The organism is Roseovarius azorensis, from assembly GCF_900109455.1.
Classification (GTDB): domain Bacteria; phylum Pseudomonadota; class Alphaproteobacteria; order Rhodobacterales; family Rhodobacteraceae; genus Roseovarius; species Roseovarius azorensis.
The window spans coordinates 183,204-200,025 of record NZ_FOAG01000002.1 but is presented as its reverse complement, the minus strand read 5'-3'; the positions used below and the strand labels follow the sequence as shown (position 1 = coordinate 200,025).

Here is a 16,822-nt window from a genome sequence, read left to right as displayed (position 1 = left end):
CAGGGTGCGCAATTTTGTTACGTTTCACGGCAGGGTATAGGCAAGAAGGTTACGCTGTCAATTCGCTGCATTGCGGCATGGGGGCATTTACCACAGCCCAAAACCCTGATTTGGTGCAGCGATGGGTCAAACGGTTGAAATGCCCCTCTGGGCGCTGGTGTTGCTGGTGGGGTTTGCGGCCGTCACCTTTGCCAGTCATTTCCTGTTTCCCTCGGTGCGCTGGTTCCTGCGGCGGAGGCTGGAGCGGGCGGTGGCGAAGCTGAATACGCGCTTGCAGCGCCCGATCGAGCCATTCAAGCTGGCGCGACGCTATGACATGATCCAGCGGCTGATCTATGATCCCGAGGTGAGCCGGGCCATCGCCGCGCATGCGCAGGCCGAGGGGGTTCCGGAGAACGTGGCCTTTGAAAAGGCCCGGCGCTATGCGCGCGAGATCGTTCCCAGCTTCTCCGCCACCGCCTATTTCGGCATCGCGATCAAACTGGCGAAATGGCTGAGCCGGTCGCTCTATCGCGTTCGGCTGGGGCATTTCGACGAGGAGGCGCTGGCACGGGTGGACCGTGAGGCGACGGTGGTTTTCGTGATGAACCATCGCAGCAATATGGATTACGTGCTGGTGACATGGCTGGCGGCGGAGCGGTCGGCGCTGAGCTATGCGGTGGGGGAATGGGCGCGGGTCTGGCCGCTGAGCCACCTGATCAAGGCGATGGGGGCCTATTTCATCCGTCGCAAATCACGCAATGATCTCTATCGCCGGGTGCTGGCCCGCTATGTCGGCATGGCGACCGATGGCGGCGTGACGCAGGCTATGTTCCCCGAGGGCGGGCTGAGCCTTGACGGGGCATTGCAGCCGCCCAAGCTGGGTCTGCTGTCCTACATGGTGGAAGAGCGCAGCGTGCAGGGGCGTGACGTGGTCTTTGTGCCGGTGGCGATCAATTACGACCGGGTTTTCGAGGATCGCCTGCTGGTCGCGGCAGGACAGGCGGGCGGGCGCAGATTTCCGGCGCGGATCAGCGTCGTGGCCCGCTTCGTGCTGAATCAGATATGGCTGCGATTGAAGGGCAAGTATCACCGGCACGGTTATGCTGCGGTCAGCTTTGGCGCGCCGGTGTCCCTGGCGGAGTTCCAGAGGGATTATCCCGCAGCGGGCGTCCGCGGGCTGGCGCAACTGCTGATGCGGCGGATCGGCGAGCAGGTGCCGGTGCTGCCGGTGCCGCTGGTGGCGCGGGCGCTGATCATGGCCGAGGAGCCGCTCAGCCGCGAGGCGGTGGATAAGGCGGTGACGCGGATGCTGGATGCGGTGCCGCGGGCGCATGTGCATATGCCGCGCGACAATCAGGGTTATGCGGCGCGGTTCGGCATTCAGGTGCTGCGCAAGCGCGGGATGATCGTGGAGCGTCAGGGCGTATTCACCGTGGTCGAGAAAGAGCGCGCGGTTCTGGCCTATTACGCCGCCTCTATCGCACATCTGTTTCGCATACGCAGCGAGGAATGAGGGATTTTCTGCAAACGCTCGGTCATAAAATTACAAAAAACACGCCTTTGATATTGCAATATTACGTCACCGTCACTATTCCCAAGTCAGATGCCCGCGATTCTGCGTCGCGGCAATTGCTGACAGGAGGCTGGTCATGGCATTGGATACGGAAATGGGCATCGCGCCCTACGACGCTCCCGAAAAGGATCTGTACGAGATCGGTGAAATGCCGCCGCTCGGCTATGTGCCAAGGCAGATGTATGCTTGGGCGATCCGCCGAGAGCGGCATGGCGAACCCGACAAGAGTTTTCAGGTCGAGGTGGTCGAAACGCCCAGACCGGACAGCAACGAGGTGCTGGTTCTGGTGATGGCGGCGGGCGTCAATTACAACGGCGTCTGGGCCGGTCTTGGCATTCCGATCAGCCCGTTTGACGTTCACAAGGCCGAATATCACATCGCCGGATCGGATGCGGCAGGCGTAGTCTGGGCCGTGGGCGACAAGGTCAAGCGCTGGAAGGTGGGCGACGAGGTGGTGATCCACTGCAACCAGGACGACGGCGACGACGAGGAATGCAACGGCGGCGATCCGATGTTTTCGCCCAGCCAACGGATCTGGGGCTATGAGACTCCCGATGGCAGCTTTGCCCAGTTCACCAATGTGCAGGCGCAGCAGCTGTTGCCGCGCCCCAGGCACCTGACATGGGAGGAAAGCGCCTGCTACACACTGACGCTGGCCACGGCCTATCGGATGCTGTTCGGGCATCAGCCGCATGATCTCAAGCCCGGACAGAACGTGCTGGTCTGGGGCGCGTCGGGCGGGCTGGGATCCTATGCGATCCAGCTGATCAACACGGCAGGGGCGAATGCGATTGCCGTGATCTCCGAGGAGGACAAGCGCGATTTTGTCATGAGCCTGGGCGCCAAGGGGGCGATCAACCGCAAGGAATTCAACTGCTGGGGCCAGTTGCCTAAGGTGAACACGCCGGAATACAACGACTGGCTCAAGGAGGCGCGCCGCTTTGGCAAGGCGATCTGGGATATCACCGGCAAGGGGGTGAGCGTCGACATGGTCTTTGAACATCCCGGCGAGGCGACCTTTCCGGTTTCGGCGCTGGTGTGCAAGAAGGGTGGCATGGTCGTGATCTGCGCGGGCACCACAGGGTTCAACTGCACCTTCGACGTGCGCTATATGTGGATGCATCAGAAGCGTTTGCAGGGCAGTCATTTCGCGCATCTCAAGCAGGCGTCCGCAGCGAACAAGCTGATGGTCGAGCGACGGTTGGATCCCTGCATGTCCGAGGTGTTCCCATGGGACGAGATCCCGCGCGCGCATCTCAAGATGCTGCGCAACGAACACAAGCCGGGCAACATGGCGGTGCTTGTGCAGGCCCCGCGCACCGGGCTGCGCACGGTCGGGGACGTGGTCGAGGCCGGTCGCTGAACGCAGGGCTCCCGGATCAGGCGGAAAGACCCGCAGGCCAGAAGATTGGCTTGCGGGTTTTGCATTCCGCAAGGGATTTCCGCAAAGCGGCCGATCCCGACACCGTCCCGCCATTTCGGGGGAAGAGAAAATGGTGAGTAACAATCGAGTAACTCACATGTTATGGTTGTGTTAACACATTATTAACCAGTGTTAAGTGAGGCTCGCGATGCGAAACCAATGGATACTCGACGTTCTTGCCGATCTGCAGACCTTTGCCCGCGACAACGGGTTGAGCGTTCTGGCCGAACAGCTGGATGACACAAGGCTGGTGGCCGCGACCGAGCTGGCGTTGACTGGGGAAGGACCTGCCGGGAATGAACGCGGCCCCGCCCGTGCGGCTGGAGACATTGCTGGAGGCTGTCGAACGGGCCTCTGATCTGGAGGATCTGCAACGGCTCATCGGGCAGCTGCGCGATTTTCACCGCGTCGATCACATGGTCTATCACTGGGTCAGCGCGACCGGGGACCAATATGGTTGCGGCACCTATCCGGACATCTGGGTGCGCCGCTATCTTGAACAGGATTATCTGCGGGTCGATCCGGTCGTACAGGGCTGTTACCAGCGGTTTCACCCGGTGGACTGGAAGCAACTGGATTGGTCAGGCAAGGCGGCGCGCGCCTTTCAGCAAGAGGCGATTTCCTATGGTATCGGCCATCAGGGCTATTCGGTGCCGGTGCGCGGACCCAACGGGCAATTTGCCCTGTTCACGGTCAGCCATGATTGCGATGACGCCAGTTGGGAGGCCTTTATCGCGCGCCACCGGCGCGATCTGGTGCTGATTGCCCATACGTTCAATCAAAGGGCGCTGGAATTCGAGCCGGACCGGGCCGCCGACAAGGTTCAGCCGTTATCGCCGCGCGAGGTGGACGGGCTGACGCTGCTGGCGATGGGATACAGCCGGGCGCAGGTGGCGCAGACGCTTAGCATCTCGGAGCATACGCTGAGGGTCTATATCGAATCGGCGCGATTCAAGCTGGGGGCGGTGAACACGGTGCATGCGGTTGCGCGGGCCACGGCACGCGGGCTGATCGTGATCTGATGCAATGACCTTTACGCGCTGAAAAAGGGGGCGCGCGCCCCCTCTCCGAAAGGCTGGTTGCGGTGCCTCAGAGCTTGAGGTTGGGAATGATCTGCTTCTTGCGGCTCATGATGCCCGGCAGAACCACCGTATCGCCCGAGACGCGCGCGCCAAAGCTCTTTTCGGCCAGCGTCCTGACCAGATCGTTGGGAATCAGAAGCGTCGCCTCTTCGTTCAGGATATCGACCACAAAGAGCAGCACCTGATCGACCCCATCCTCGGCGGCCACGGTTTTCATCGTTTCCACCAGGCTTGCCTTGCGGTCCAGCACGATGGTCGGGGCGGTGGTTTCCAGAACGCTGACGCGGAATTTCGTGCCGGCAACCTCGTATTCCTTGGAGTCCATCCGCAGCAGTTCGGCATCGGAAAAGGCCGAAACGTCGGATTTCGCGGCGAACATCTCGGCGGCATAGTCGGGGATCGAGATGCCCAGATCGGCAGCGAGGCGCTCGGCGGTCGCCCGATCATGCGGGGTGGTGGTGGGCGAGCGGAATGCGAGCGTGTCGCTGAGAATGCAGGTCAGCGCCGCACCCTTGGCCCAATCGGGCATCTGCGCGGCGGCCTCGCCCATCAGATCGAGCATGATCGTTGCGGTGCAGGCCAACGGGCGGATGGTAATGTCGATCGGCCCTTTGGTTTCCAGTCCGCCGACCAGTTTGTGATGGTCGATGATGGCCTGAATATCAGCGGCGTTGATCCGACCGGGCAACTCGGCGGGGTTATTGGTGTCGACGATCACGCAGGGCTGATCCGGGTCGATATCGGTGATGATGCGCGGTTTGGGCAGATCCCATTTCCGCAACATGAAGGTGGCCTCGGTGTTGGGCTCGCCCAGAAGCACGGCCTCGGCCTTGATGCCCTTTACCTCGTTCAGATACCAGGCCCAGAGAACAGGCGAGCCGGTGGAATCGGTGTCGGGCGACTTGTGGCCGAAAACGAGCGTGGTCATGAAGGGAATCCTGTGGTTGATACGAGGTTTCGGGCCTTATAGGCGGGGGCGAGGCCATTGTCACGTCGGGATGCTGCGCTGCGGCATGAAATCCCGCCGATGCGCCTGGTCGAAGAGGCAATTTTTATCGGATTTCAGTGTTGACTCGGCTCTTCTAAAACCCTAGCTATGCGCCGTTAGCACTCTATGGACCTGAGTGCTAACGATCCCCTCGGAGGGATCATAGGGAGTAACTTTGAGCCAAGGAGCCTCAGAGATGGCATTTAAACCGCTGCATGACCGCGTGCTTGTCCGCCGCGTTGAAAGCGAAGAGAAAACCGCAGGCGGGCTGATCATCCCCGACAGCGCAAAAGAAAAACCCAGCGAAGGTCAGGTTGTTGCCTGCGGCGAAGGCGCCCGCAAGGACAATGGCGAACTGATCGCGATGGCCGTCAAGGCCGGCGACCGTATCCTGTTCGGCAAATGGTCGGGCACCGAGGTGACGGTCGAGGGCGAAGAGCTGTTGATCATGAAAGAGAGCGACATTCTGGGCATCATCACCAGCGACAAGGCCGCGAAAGCCGCCTGAACGCCGCGCTTCGTGACATGAACCCGGACAATCAAGACAACAGGAGCACCTGAAAATGGCTGCAAAAGACGTACGTTTTAACACCGACGCCCGCAATCGCATGCTCAAAGGCGTCAACACCCTGGCCGATGCGGTCAAGGTCACGCTGGGCCCCAAGGGCCGCAACGTGGTGATCGACAAATCCTTTGGCTCGCCGCGCATCACCAAGGACGGTGTCACGGTCGCCAAGGAAATAGAACTGGAAGACAAGTTCGAGAACATGGGCGCGCAGATGGTCAAGGAAGTGGCCTCGCGCACCAATGACGAGGCTGGTGACGGCACTACCACCGCGACGGTTCTGGCACAGGCCATCGTCAGGGAAGGCATGAAGGCGGTTGCCGCAGGAATGAACCCGATGGACCTCAAGCGCGGGATTGATCTGGCAACCAGCAAGGTTGTCGAAGCCATCAAGGCCGCGTCGCGCCCGGTGAGCGACAGCGCCGAAGTGGCGCAAGTCGGCACCATCTCTGCCAATGGCGAGACCGAGATCGGCCGTCAGATCGCCGATGCGATGCAGAAGGTCGGCAACGAGGGTGTCATCACCGTCGAGGAAAACAAGGGCCTGGAAACCGAGACCGACGTGGTCGAGGGGATGCAATTCGACCGTGGCTATCTGAGCCCCTATTTCGTGACCAACGCCGACAAGATGGTTGCGGAACTCGAAGACTGTCTGATCCTGCTGCACGAAAAGAAACTGTCCTCGCTGCAACCGATGGTGCCGCTGCTTGAGCAGGTGATCCAGTCGCAGAAACCGTTGCTGATCATTGCCGAGGATGTCGAAGGCGAAGCGCTGGCAACCCTCGTGGTCAACAAGCTGCGCGGCGGCCTCAAGATCGCTGCCGTCAAGGCCCCTGGCTTTGGCGATCGCCGTAAGGCGATGCTGCAGGATATCGCGATCCTGACCGGCGGTCAGGTGATCAGCGAAGATCTGGGCATGAAGCTGGAAAATGTCGGCATGGACATGCTGGGCACCGCCAAGAAAATCTCGATCACCAAGGACGAAACCACTATCGTGGACGGCCATGGCGCAAAAGCCGAGATCGAAGCGCGCGTTGCTCAGATCCGTCAGCAGATCGAGGACACCACCTCGGACTACGACCGTGAAAAGCTGCAGGAGCGTGTTGCGAAACTCGCCGGTGGCGTGGCCGTGATCCGCGTTGGCGGCATGACCGAAACCGAGGTGAAAGAGCGCAAGGACCGTGTGGACGACGCGCTGAACGCAACCCGCGCCGCAGTGCAGGAGGGGATTGTTGTCGGTGGTGGCGTGTCTCTGGTGCAGGCAGCCAAGAAGCTGCAGGGCCTCGAAGGCGCCAATGCCGACCAGAACGCCGGCATCGCCATCGTGCGCAAGGCGCTGGAGGCGCCGCTGCGTCAGATCGCCGAGAACGCCGGTGTTGACGGTTCGGTCGTCGCTGGCAAGGTCCGTGAGAGCAGCGATCTCAAGTTCGGCTACAACGCGCAGACCGATGAATATGGCGACATGTTCAAGTTCGGCGTGATCGACCCGGCCAAGGTCGTTCGCACCGCACTCGAGGATGCGTCCTCGATCGCCGGCCTGCTGATCACCACCGAAGCGATGGTCGCCGACAAGCCCGCCAAGGAAGGCGCAGGTGCCGGTGGCGGCATGCCCGACATGGGCGGCATGGGCGGCATGATGTAAGCTCCCGTTCCGGGAAATACGAATTGGGGTCGCCTTCGGGCGGCCCTTTTTTGTTGTGTGTTGCGCGGGGCCGCGTTGCAGCATGAGTATTTTGGAACGGTGAAACGCCGGGGTTTTGCAACAGCATGGCTGTTCTATCTGGACAAAGTTGGATAGCAAGAGTGGTATGCGCCTGTTTCTTCTGATCGCCCTGACCATGACCGCCTTTGCCGCCAATTCGGTGCTGAACCGGATGGCGGTTGCCGGGGGCACGATCGATGACGTGACATTCGGCTCGGTCCGGCTGTTGGCCGGGGCCGTGATGCTGGGGGCGCTGTGCGTTCTGTTGCGCGGGGGGATCCGGCTGCGGGGACCGGGGCGGCTGGCCGGGGTGCTCTCGCTGCTGGTTTATATCTATGGGTTCTCGGGTGCCTACAGGGGGCTTGATGCCGGGCTTGGCGCGCTCATTCTGTTTGGCGTGGTGCAGATCACCATGTTCGCAGGCGGCATCATCGCGCGTGAGGCGATGCCGGGGCGGCGCTGGCTTGGGGCGGGGTTGGCGATTGGCGGGCTTGCCTGGCTTTTGTGGCCGGGTGCCGGACCGAACGTTAGCGCGCTGCACGGGTTCCTGATGGCGGCGGCGGGCGTGGGATGGGGTATCTATTCGCTGACCGGACGCAAGACCGGGGATGCGCTGACGGCGACGGCGGCGAATTTCATATGGGCGGCGCCGCTGGGGGTGGCGCTGGGGCTTGTCCTGCCTGCCGGGTCACAGGGTATGATCGCGAGCGCTGACGGCGTGCTGCTGGCGATCCTGTCGGGGGCGGTGACCTCGGGGCTGGGTTATGCGCTGTGGTATACGGTATTGCCGCGCCTGCCCGCGTCGGTGGCGGCGGTGGCGCAACTGACGGTGCCGGTGATCGCCATGGGTGGCGGCATGATATTCCTGGCCGAGAGCCTGAGCCTGGAATTCATCGCGGCCAGCGCCGTGGTCCTGGGCGGTGTGGCGATTTCGATTCTGCCCCTGCACAGGATCAGGGCGGCACGATGATTTCGAGCGGATCATAGCCCATGCCGCGGTTGAAGGCCACGTCGGCAAGGCTGTCGGGTTTGAACCGCAATCCCGCCATGCCGTCGCGGGTGATCCAGCGGCGGCGGGTCACGATATCCTCGGGATCCTGCCATGTGTCGCTGAGCATGCCCGAGATCAGGGTGCAGCGAAAGAACACCTCGACCTGATGAAATCCGGTCTCGGGGGAATGGAATTCGTTGACCAGGCAGGGCGCGCCGACGCGGATCTGCAGGCCCGTTTCTTCATGCACCTCGCGCATCAGGTTCTCGGGCAGGGATTGCCCCGCCACTACCCCGCCGCCGGGCGCACACCAGAGCGTGCTGGCGGCATCGGCATAGGCGTTCACCAATAGCAGGCGGTGGTCATGGACGATCACGGCGCGGGTGGCTAGGCGGGGTGAGGGCATGGCGTTTCTCACAGTGTCGGCGGCGGTATGGCGCGACTATGCGCAGTCCGGCAGCGGGCGGCAAGTGGGCGAAATCGGGGCTTGTCTTTGCCCCGCCCGATGGGTCAGCTTGGCGCGGAGCAAGAGAAAGGATCGGGTGATGTCGGACAACAGGCGCAATGGCGGTCAGCTTCTGGTGGACTGTTTGCTGGCGCTTGGGGCGCGACACACATTCGGTGTGCCGGGCGAAAGCTATCTGGCGGTGCTCGATGCGCTGCACGATACGGCGGGGCGTCTTGATTTCACGCTGTGCCGACAGGAGGGGGGTGCCGCCTTCATGGCCGCCGCCTATGGCAAGCTGACCGGATCACCCGGCATCTGCTGGGTCACGCGCGGGCCGGGGGCAACCAATGCCTCTATCGGTGTGCATACCGCGATGCAGGACAGCGCGCCGATGATCCTGTTCGTCGGGCAGGTGGCGACCTCCATGAAAGGGCGCGAGGCGTTTCAGGAGGTCGATTACCGCGCCGTGTTCGGCACGATGGTCAAGTGGGCGGTCGAGATCGACGATGTGACGCGCATCCCCGAGATCACCGCGCGGGCATGGAAAACCGCCCTGACCGGTCGGCCCGGCCCGGTGGTGGTTGCGCTGCCCGAGGACATGCTGACCAGCCTTACGGACATCGCGCCCCTGACCGGGCCGGGGGAGTATCCCGAGGCCGCACCCGCCACGGAGGCACTGCAAAAGGCGCGCAGGCTGCTGCAAGACGCGCAGCGACCCCTAATCCTTTATGGCGGTTGCAACTGGTCGGAGGCGGGCCGCGCGGCATTGCAGGCATTTGCCGAAGGGTCGGACATCCCGGTGGTGTCGGTCTTTCGCTATCAGGATCAGTTCGACAATCATTCATCCGTCTTTTGCGGTGAGGCGGGGGTGGGCATGGTGCCAGCGGTAAGGCGGCTGATCGCCGAGGCGGATGTGATCCTCGCGCTCAACAACCGCTTTGGCGAGAATTCGACCGATGGCTACACGCTGCTTGATGTGCCTCAGCCGAAACAGCGGCTGATCCACGTGCATGCCTCCGATCTGGAACTGGGCAAGGTGTATCAGCCGGTTCTGGGCATTCAGGCGGGGCCGAATGCCTTTGTCGGCGCGCTGGCGGCGGCGGGGCCGGTGCGGGGCGATTGGGCGACATGGCGCACAGAGGGGCGCGCGGCCTGGGAGGCGGGGTTCGATCTGCCGGATCTGCCCTCGCCGGTCGATATGGGCAAGGTGACGGCGCATCTGCGCGCGGTGCTGTCCGAGGATGCGATCATCACTAATGGTGCCGGAAATTTCGCGATCTGGTCGGGGCGATTCCTGAAATATGGCGCGCGCGCGCGATTGCTGGGGCCGCAATCGGGGGCGATGGGCTATGGCGTGCCGGCGGCGATCGCGGCCAAACTGGTTCACCCGGAGAGAGAGGTAGTCTGCTTCGCGGGTGACGGTGATTTCCAGATGACCTGTCAGGAACTGGCGACGGCCCGGCAGGCGGGTGCGCAACCAATCATTCTGGTGCTCAACAACGGCATTTACGGCACGATCCGCGCGCATCAGGAACGTAATTATCCGACGCGCGTGTCGGGGACGACGATGGTCAATCCCGATTTCGTGGCGCTGGCGCGGGCCTACGGGTTTCATGCCGAGCGGGTCGAGGATACCGAGGCGTTTGCGGCGGCGTTTGACCGCGCGCGCGCCTCCGATACCGGCGCGCTGCTCGATCTGGCGATTTCGCCCGAGGCGCTGACCCCGCGCGCCAGCCTTAGCCAGATGCGCGAAGCGGCGCTTGCCGCGCGGACGAAGGGTTAGATCGGGTTCATAGCTCCGGTCCTTGGTCAGGTCGTGGAAGCGTTTGTGATCGTTGCGGAAATTGCTGCGATCTTTCGCCGTGAGTGGCGATCTTCGTAGCTCAGAATCCCTGCCGCTGCAACTCGTCTTGAAGCTGGACGCGCGCGTCGCCGTCCACCATCGGGAACGCCGCGAGGAAATGGGTGGCGCAGGCTTCGGGCTTGCGACGGCGTGCTTCCTGTCGCCAGCGGGCGGCTTGCTGGTGGCGGCCGTCAAGACCGTTGGCGATGGCTGCGATCATCGCGATCAGATAATGCGCCCCTGGCGTTGTCGCGGCGCGGTCTGCCCAGCGGGCGGCCGCCCGCGTGTCACCGACCCGGAGCAGTGACAGCGCGCGCACCCCGTGCATGCCATAAAGCAGCGGATCGAGCGGACTAAGGCTGAGCGCGATATCGAGTCCGGTTCCGACCGCTGCGGTATTGCCGGTCAGCATAGCAGTGAAGGCACCGGCGTAATGGCCCTGCGCATAGTTCGGGTTCAATTCGACGGCGCGGTGCAACCATCCTGCCGCGACCTCGGGTTCGCCAGTCAACCAAAAAGAGCGGCCCATCGTGTAATGCGTGAAGGGGTCGAGCGGATCGAGTTCCAGACCCCATTCGGCATGGCGCCGCGCTGCCATGGACGCTTCCCGATCATCCGTGCCGAGGTGAAGAAAGGCATCCAGAAAGCGTGTGAATGACAGTCCCGCGTGGGCCCGTGCAAAGCGTGGATCCAGAGCGATCGCGCGTTGAAAATGACCTTTGGCAGTTTCGTTTGCCGCCGGGGTAAAGCGATAGAGCTGGCTCAGACCCAGGTGAAAGACCTTCCAGGCGTCAAGTTGTTCGACACCGGCCAGACTGGCGAGTCGTGCTTCGTTTTGCGGCACACGAAGGTCGAGCGCGGTCACGACTTGCGCGACGATGCGCTGTCGAAGCTCCTCGATCTCGGTTTTGGGGGCGGTCAACCGATCGCCCCAGATCACTTCGCCGCGCCCGGCATCGGCCAGTTCAAGAATGACGACGATGCTGTTGCCAGCCAATTCAATCGTACCGGAGAGGACATATCCCGCACCCAGTGCGGTGCCAACCAGATCGAGGTTGTTCCCGGACCCGCCGAAGCGAAAGGACGATCCGCGCGCGATCACCGCCAACCAGCGCAGACGCGACAGGGCCTGGATGATCTCATGCGGGATCGCCTCGGCAAGGACTGAAAGGTCGGGTGTGGCTCCGAGCGGGCGAAAGGGCAGCACCGCAATCGACGGGCGCGAAAACTCGGCATTTTCCGAACCCGCCGGTTGTTCGGTGCTTGCAGGCCGGGCTGCGACGATTTCGGTTACTTCGGCAAGAAAACGGAAACCGCGCCGATGAACCGTCCGGATGACGGTCTGGTCCTTTCCACTGTCGCAAAGTGCCTTGCGCGCCGACCGGATACGACTGGAGATGCTGGCGTCCGAGACAGGTCTTCCGTTCCAGACAACCCTTGCGATCTCGTCTTTGCTGACCATCCGGTCACGATGTCGGATCAGATGGATGACGAGATCCAGCACCTGCGGCTCTGCCCGAACCGGCTGTCCGTTCCGGCAGAGATCGAACCCGTCCGGGTCCAGTGTGAATTCGCCGAACCGCCATGCCATAAAGTAGAATACCGCAGAAATTCGGCTCTCTACAGGAAAACTTCAGAAAGGCGTCAAGCTTCTCGGGGGAAAATCGGTCAAGATTCCTTTAGTCATACCGTAATCGCCTTGGCCGAGGTGTCGTTCAACATGTCGATCCTGTCGGCGACGCGCGGATCAACTGGCGCTGTCCGGGTGTGACGCAGCGCTGCGATGGTCAGGCAAGCATAATCCAGTCAACCAACAGGGAGCGGACTCAGATGTTAAAGCAAGCGGGTATTCGGACCACGACCGGGCGCGGGCGCCTTTTCGACTCGATCCTCGACACGGTCGGTGACACGCCGGTGATCCGTGTGAACAATATCGCACCGGCAGGCGTCAGGGTTTACGTCAAGGCCGAGTTCTTCAACCCGCTGGCCTCGGTCAAGGATCGGCTGGCGCTGAATATCATCGAGGCGGCAGAGAGGGCGGGGACCCTGCGGCCAGGCCAGACCGTTGTCGAGGCGACCAGCGGCAATACCGGCATCGGGCTTGCGATGGTATGTGCGCAGAAGGGTTATCCACTGGTGGTGACCATGGCCGACAGCTTCTCGGTCGAACGGCGGCGACTGATGCGGATGCTGGGCGCGAAGGTGGTGCTGACGCCACGCGCGCAGAAAGGCACCGGCATGTACATGAAGGCGGTCGAACTCGCCGAAAAACACGGCTGGTTCCTTGCCCGCCAGTTCGAGACATCGGCCAATGCCGACATTCACGAAGCGACCACCGCCCGGGAGATCCTTGGTGATTTCGCGGGTGACCGGCTGGACTATGTGGTGACCGGATATGGTACAGGTGGCACGGTCACGGGGCTGGCCCGCGTGCTGCGCAGGGAGCGGCCGGAGACAAGGATCATTCTGAGCGAACCCGCGAATGCCGCACTGATCGCAAGCGGCGTGGCGCAGGAACGCGGCACGGACGGCTCGCCCGCAGTCAGCCATCCCGCCTTCGAGCCGCATCCGATCCAGGGCTGGACGCCCGATTTCATCCCGCTGGTGTTGCAGGAGGCGCTGGATAACGGGGGATACGACGATCTGATCGCGGTTTCTGGCGCGGACGGCATTGTCTGGGCGAAGAGGTTGGCGGCGCGCGAAGGCATCCTGACCGGCGTCTCGGGCGGGGCAAGCTTCGCCGTCGCCATGCAGATCGCGGAACGGGCACCAAAAGGATCGGTGATCCTCGCCATGTTGCCCGACACCGGCGAGCGGTATCTGACCACGCCGCTTTTCGAGGGTATTCCCGAAGACATGGATGACGAGGAGCACGCACTGTCGCTTTCGACGCCGGGATACCGGATGGCGACCGGCTGACACACAATATCAACCCACTATCATAAGGAATTTACGCAATGTTTCAGATCAACCACCCCGCCGTGAAAGGCGCGTTCGTTGCGTCACTTGTTTCACTGATAGCGTCCGGTGCAAATGCGGAAACGACCGCCGACAAGATCAAACGGGCCAGAACGGCAGCGCCGCCGGATATTTCTGATAACGCTACGTTTCTGGATCTTGATGGGACGCTCCTGCAGCAAGGAACGAATGGCTGGGTGTGTTTTCCCGGCATCCCTCTGATTCCGGGCGATACCCACCCGATGTGCAATGATGCCGTCTGGATGAAGTGGATGGAGGCGATATCGTCTGGCGGGACATTCACGACTGACGTGATCGGGATATCCTACATGCTGGCCGGCGACGCGATGGTCAACAACGCGGATCCGATGGCAACGGATCATAACGACGGCGGGGTCTGGGTTCAGGAAGGTCCGCATCTCATGATCCTTTTTCCTGACAAGGATATGGTGGCAGGGTTGCCGAACGATCCCTACGCAGGCGGACCATATGTCATGTGGAGTGATACGCCACTCTGGCATGTGATGGTCCCGATCGAGGCGAAAGACGCGCCATGATGGCGCGCCACTGGTCAAACACTCTCAGAAAGGAGCAATCAGCATGCAACTCTACATGATCCGCCGACCCAGTGCCTGGGCAAATCAGGCCGAACTCGAGAAGACGGCCGGGATTTCGGCGCGCATCGGCAATGAGGACATGCCCGACAAGGTGCGCTGGATACGATCCTACGTGTTGAACGAACATGACGGGCGACTGGGAACCTGCTGCATCTATGAGGCGGTGGATGAGGAGGCGCTGCGCGAGCATGCGCGCAGCGTTGGCATGCCGGGGGACGACATCATACCCATCGGCGCCACCGTGGTCGTGCGGCCCGATCCGGGTTGAACGACATTCTTGGCAGATTGCCGGCAGGGTATCGCACAGGAGATGGCACGAAAGGCGGCGCGATGACTTGAGATGAGTTCCGGCTCTGCGAACTGCGGGGCTGGGCGTGCGGATGCCGCTGATCCTGCGGTATCGCACATGTCACGCTAGTTTCAGTATGCGTCTTGTATCGAGCGATCAGCCAGGCTCCGTTCTGCATTCTTCACTTGCCGCCTGGCTGCGACTTTGGCGTGTGGAAAAGTGCGTGTTGTGCTGGCGGCAGGGCGATATCGGCCAGCGTTGCACTGTCGAGTTCGCCGAGAAACGCAGCCTCGGCGCGGCGTAGTTTCGTTTTCAGGCGACATCGCCCGTCCAGCGTGCAGGCTCCACCATCTGTGCCCATACATTCGACGAGCGATTGACCGGCTTCCAGTTGACGCACGATATCGCCAAGGCGGATATCCTGCGGCGCGTAGGCCAGCGTGGCACCGCCACCGCCGCCGCGCCGCGTCTCGATCAGCCCCGAATGAGCGAGATGCTGCATGATCTTGGCCAGATGATTGCGCGACAGGCCGAATTCCCCGGCCAGTTCGGTGGTTGAAAAGGCGCGTTCCGGGGCGCTGGCCATGCGCATCAGCATACGCAGGCCGAAATCTGTAAAGGAGGTGAGGCGCATGGTCGCTGGCTCTTTGCATGAATTGGTATTTACAATGCGTATTAGCAGATCTAGTCCAATCTGCAAAGGCGCTGACGGATCATCTGCTGGTGTTCTTGCCAGGCCGTTTCAACAAGGCGCAAAAATGCGATTTCTCTTTGGTTGTCTTGCCGCGCCTCATGTCCGTCCCTTCTGCAACAGCGGCCTGCGATGAGAGTATCTGACTGACCGGAGAGGAACATGACCGAGACTGCGACCCATAGCCCGGCCCGTCGCTGGCCGCACGTGCCCCTTGCGCCGCTGCGCGCGCTCTTGCAGCCGGTTCTGGCCCGCGTGGTGCGACGGATTGCGCGGCGGCACCCGGAGATGTTCGCGCGGATCGCGCCTTATCAGACGGCGGATTTCATGATCGTGGCGCGCGAGATGCCCTTTGCCCTGCATCTGCGGCCCGACCCTGACGCGCCGGTTTTCCGCGCGGTACCGCGGGATCCGCTGCCGGGCCATGATGCGCGGATCGAGGGACCGTTCCTGTTGCTCCTGAGCCTTGTCGATGGCGAGGAGGACGGCGATGCGGCGTTCTTTTCGCGCGATCTGGTGATTGCGGGTAATACCGAGGCGGTGGTTTCCCTGCGCAACGCGCTGGATGATGTGGAGGGCTCCATCGCGCAGGAAACGGCGGATCTGTTCGGTCCGCCGGGGCGCGCGGTGCTGGCGGCGCTGCGCCGGAGGGTCCTGGCATGAAACAGTTTTCGGAGGCCGGGGAACTCGTTTGCCCCGCCGGCACGCCCGCGGCGCTCCGCACGGCGGTGGATTCAGGCGCCGACAGCGTTTACTGCGGGTTTCGCAACGCCACAAACGCGCGCAATTTTCCGGGACTGAATTTCACGACCGAGGAATTGGAAGCGGCGGTCGCCTATGCCCATGCGCGCGGATCAAAGGTTCTTCTGGCGCTCAACACCTATCCGCCTGCGGGCAAGGTCGATCTGTGGCGTGATGCGGCGGCGATTGCGGCGCGGGTTGGGGTTGATGCCTGTATCGTCGCGGATATGGGGGTGGCGCGGCATGTTGCCGAAACCTACCCCCGATTGCGCCTGCATCTGTCCGTGCAGGCGGCGGCCTCGTCCCCCGAGGCGATCCGCTATTACTGCGCGCATTTCGGGGTGCGGCGCGTTGTACTGCCACGCATCCTGACGATCCCCGAAATCCGCGAGATCAGGCGCGAGATCCCCTGCGAGATCGAGACCTTCGTATTTGGCAATCACGGGCTGATGGTCGAGGGGCGGTGCAGCCTCACGAACTGGATGACGGGCGAGTCGACAAATATGGACGGTGTCTGCTCGCCCGCCGGGCAGGTGACCTATGAGGAGGACGCCGATGGCGCGCTGCGATCCTGCCTTGGGGGCTTTACCATCGACCGTTTCGCGCGGGGCGAGACGGCGGGCTATCCCACGATCTGCAAGGGGCGCTATACCGCGCCACACCGGCCCGAAGGCTATTATGCCTTCGAGGAACCGGTGAGCCTCAATCTCGCGCGGCTTTTGCCCGAGTTGATGGCGGCGGGGGTGCATGCCTTCAAGATCGAGGGGCGGCAGCGATCGAAATCCTACGTGCGCAAGGTGGTAGGAGCCTTCCGCGCCGCGGTGGATGCGATCCGCGCAGGCGCTGCGCCGGATCTGGCCGATCTGGTCGTCCTGACCGAAGGGCAAAAGGAAACGCAAGGCGCGTTTCAGACCAAGAAATGGAGGTAG

At 62.4% G+C, this 16,822-nt stretch carries 16 protein-coding genes; 12 read left to right on the top strand and 4 right to left on the bottom strand.

Annotated features, from left to right (window positions below; genetic code table 11):
- The first annotated feature begins 121 nt into the window (after nucleotides 1-121).
- The 3 genes from BSG08_RS04245 to BSG08_RS04235 all read left to right on the top strand — a co-directional run bounded on the left by BSG08_RS04245 (nucleotide 122) and on the right by BSG08_RS04235 (nucleotide 4,000).
- Nucleotides 122-1,495, top strand: coding sequence for a 1-acyl-sn-glycerol-3-phosphate acyltransferase (locus BSG08_RS04245; RefSeq protein WP_093032574.1), 1,374 nt, complete (start codon nucleotides 122-124; stop codon nucleotides 1,493-1,495).
- A gap of 136 nt (nucleotides 1,496-1,631) precedes the next feature.
- Nucleotides 1,632-2,918, top strand: coding sequence for a crotonyl-CoA carboxylase/reductase (gene ccrA / locus BSG08_RS04240; protein WP_093032573.1), 1,287 nt, complete (start codon nucleotides 1,632-1,634; stop codon nucleotides 2,916-2,918).
- 356 nt (nucleotides 2,919-3,274) lie between these two features.
- Nucleotides 3,275-4,000: a helix-turn-helix transcriptional regulator gene (locus BSG08_RS04235; protein WP_093032572.1), complete on the top strand. Its 726-nt coding sequence runs from the start codon at nucleotides 3,275-3,277 to the stop codon at nucleotides 3,998-4,000.
- Between the two features lie 67 nt (nucleotides 4,001-4,067).
- Here BSG08_RS04235 and BSG08_RS04230 read toward each other — a convergent pair whose 3' ends face one another.
- Nucleotides 4,068-4,988 carry a manganese-dependent inorganic pyrophosphatase gene (locus tag BSG08_RS04230; RefSeq protein ID WP_093032571.1) on the bottom strand — a complete coding sequence of 307 codons (921 nt, stop codon included), beginning with the start codon at nucleotides 4,986-4,988 and terminating at the stop codon, nucleotides 4,068-4,070.
- A 256-nt stretch (nucleotides 4,989-5,244) separates the two neighbouring features.
- Here BSG08_RS04230 and groES point away from each other — a divergent pair, with 256 nt between their 5' ends.
- The 3 genes from groES to BSG08_RS04215 all read left to right on the top strand — a co-directional run bounded on the left by groES (nucleotide 5,245) and on the right by BSG08_RS04215 (nucleotide 8,285).
- Nucleotides 5,245-5,556, top strand: coding sequence for a co-chaperone GroES (groES, locus tag BSG08_RS04225; protein WP_093032570.1), 312 nt, complete (start codon nucleotides 5,245-5,247; stop codon nucleotides 5,554-5,556).
- Between the two features lie 55 nt (nucleotides 5,557-5,611).
- The gene (groL, locus tag BSG08_RS04220; protein WP_093032569.1) at nucleotides 5,612-7,255 is read left to right on the top strand and encodes a chaperonin GroEL; all 1,644 of its coding nucleotides are present in this window, start codon (nucleotides 5,612-5,614) and stop codon (nucleotides 7,253-7,255) included.
- Between the two features lie 166 nt (nucleotides 7,256-7,421).
- Nucleotides 7,422-8,285, top strand: a complete 864-nt coding sequence (locus BSG08_RS04215; protein ID WP_139274531.1) for a DMT family transporter — start codon at nucleotides 7,422-7,424, stop codon at nucleotides 8,283-8,285.
- On the opposite strand, the gene BSG08_RS04210 is transcribed toward BSG08_RS04215, so the two are convergent.
- Complete coding sequence (locus tag BSG08_RS04210) at nucleotides 8,269-8,712, bottom strand: NUDIX domain-containing protein (protein WP_093032567.1); 444 nt, start codon at nucleotides 8,710-8,712, stop codon at nucleotides 8,269-8,271. The genes BSG08_RS04215 and BSG08_RS04210 overlap by 17 nt on opposite strands.
- A gap of 139 nt (nucleotides 8,713-8,851) precedes the next feature.
- Here BSG08_RS04210 and BSG08_RS04205 point away from each other — a divergent pair, with 139 nt between their 5' ends.
- The gene (locus tag BSG08_RS04205) at nucleotides 8,852-10,537 is read left to right on the top strand and encodes a thiamine pyrophosphate-dependent enzyme (RefSeq protein WP_093033295.1); all 1,686 of its coding nucleotides are present in this window, start codon (nucleotides 8,852-8,854) and stop codon (nucleotides 10,535-10,537) included.
- 100 nt (nucleotides 10,538-10,637) lie between these two features.
- Here BSG08_RS04205 and BSG08_RS04200 read toward each other — a convergent pair whose 3' ends face one another.
- Complete coding sequence (locus tag BSG08_RS04200) at nucleotides 10,638-12,188, bottom strand: winged helix-turn-helix domain-containing tetratricopeptide repeat protein (RefSeq protein WP_093032540.1); 1,551 nt, start codon at nucleotides 12,186-12,188, stop codon at nucleotides 10,638-10,640.
- 239 nt (nucleotides 12,189-12,427) lie between these two features.
- Between BSG08_RS04200 and BSG08_RS04195 the strand changes: the two genes are divergently transcribed.
- The 3 genes from BSG08_RS04195 to BSG08_RS04185 are packed head-to-tail and all read left to right on the top strand — an operon-like array spanning nucleotide 12,428 to nucleotide 14,440.
- Entirely contained in the window at nucleotides 12,428-13,516 is a 1,089-nt protein-coding gene (locus BSG08_RS04195; RefSeq protein WP_093032538.1) for a PLP-dependent cysteine synthase family protein, read from the top strand.
- 38 nt (nucleotides 13,517-13,554) lie between these two features.
- Nucleotides 13,555-14,112, top strand: a complete 558-nt coding sequence (locus BSG08_RS04190; RefSeq protein WP_093032537.1) for a hypothetical protein — start codon at nucleotides 13,555-13,557, stop codon at nucleotides 14,110-14,112.
- 43 nt (nucleotides 14,113-14,155) lie between these two features.
- Complete coding sequence (locus BSG08_RS04185; RefSeq protein ID WP_093032536.1) at nucleotides 14,156-14,440, top strand: nickel-binding protein; 285 nt, start codon at nucleotides 14,156-14,158, stop codon at nucleotides 14,438-14,440.
- Nucleotides 14,441-14,642: 202 nt separating this feature from the next.
- On the opposite strand, the gene BSG08_RS04180 is transcribed toward BSG08_RS04185, so the two are convergent.
- Complete coding sequence (locus BSG08_RS04180; RefSeq protein ID WP_093032535.1) at nucleotides 14,643-15,095, bottom strand: Rrf2 family transcriptional regulator; 453 nt, start codon at nucleotides 15,093-15,095, stop codon at nucleotides 14,643-14,645.
- Between the two features lie 219 nt (nucleotides 15,096-15,314).
- Here BSG08_RS04180 and ubiT point away from each other — a divergent pair, with 219 nt between their 5' ends.
- The gene (ubiT, locus tag BSG08_RS04175; protein ID WP_093032534.1) at nucleotides 15,315-15,815 is read left to right on the top strand and encodes a ubiquinone anaerobic biosynthesis accessory factor UbiT; all 501 of its coding nucleotides are present in this window, start codon (nucleotides 15,315-15,317) and stop codon (nucleotides 15,813-15,815) included.
- On the top strand, nucleotides 15,812-16,822 hold the full coding sequence (gene ubiU / locus BSG08_RS04170) for a ubiquinone anaerobic biosynthesis protein UbiU (RefSeq protein WP_093032527.1): 1,011 nt from the start codon (nucleotides 15,812-15,814) through the stop codon (nucleotides 16,820-16,822). Before ubiT ends, ubiU begins: the two co-directional genes overlap by 4 nt.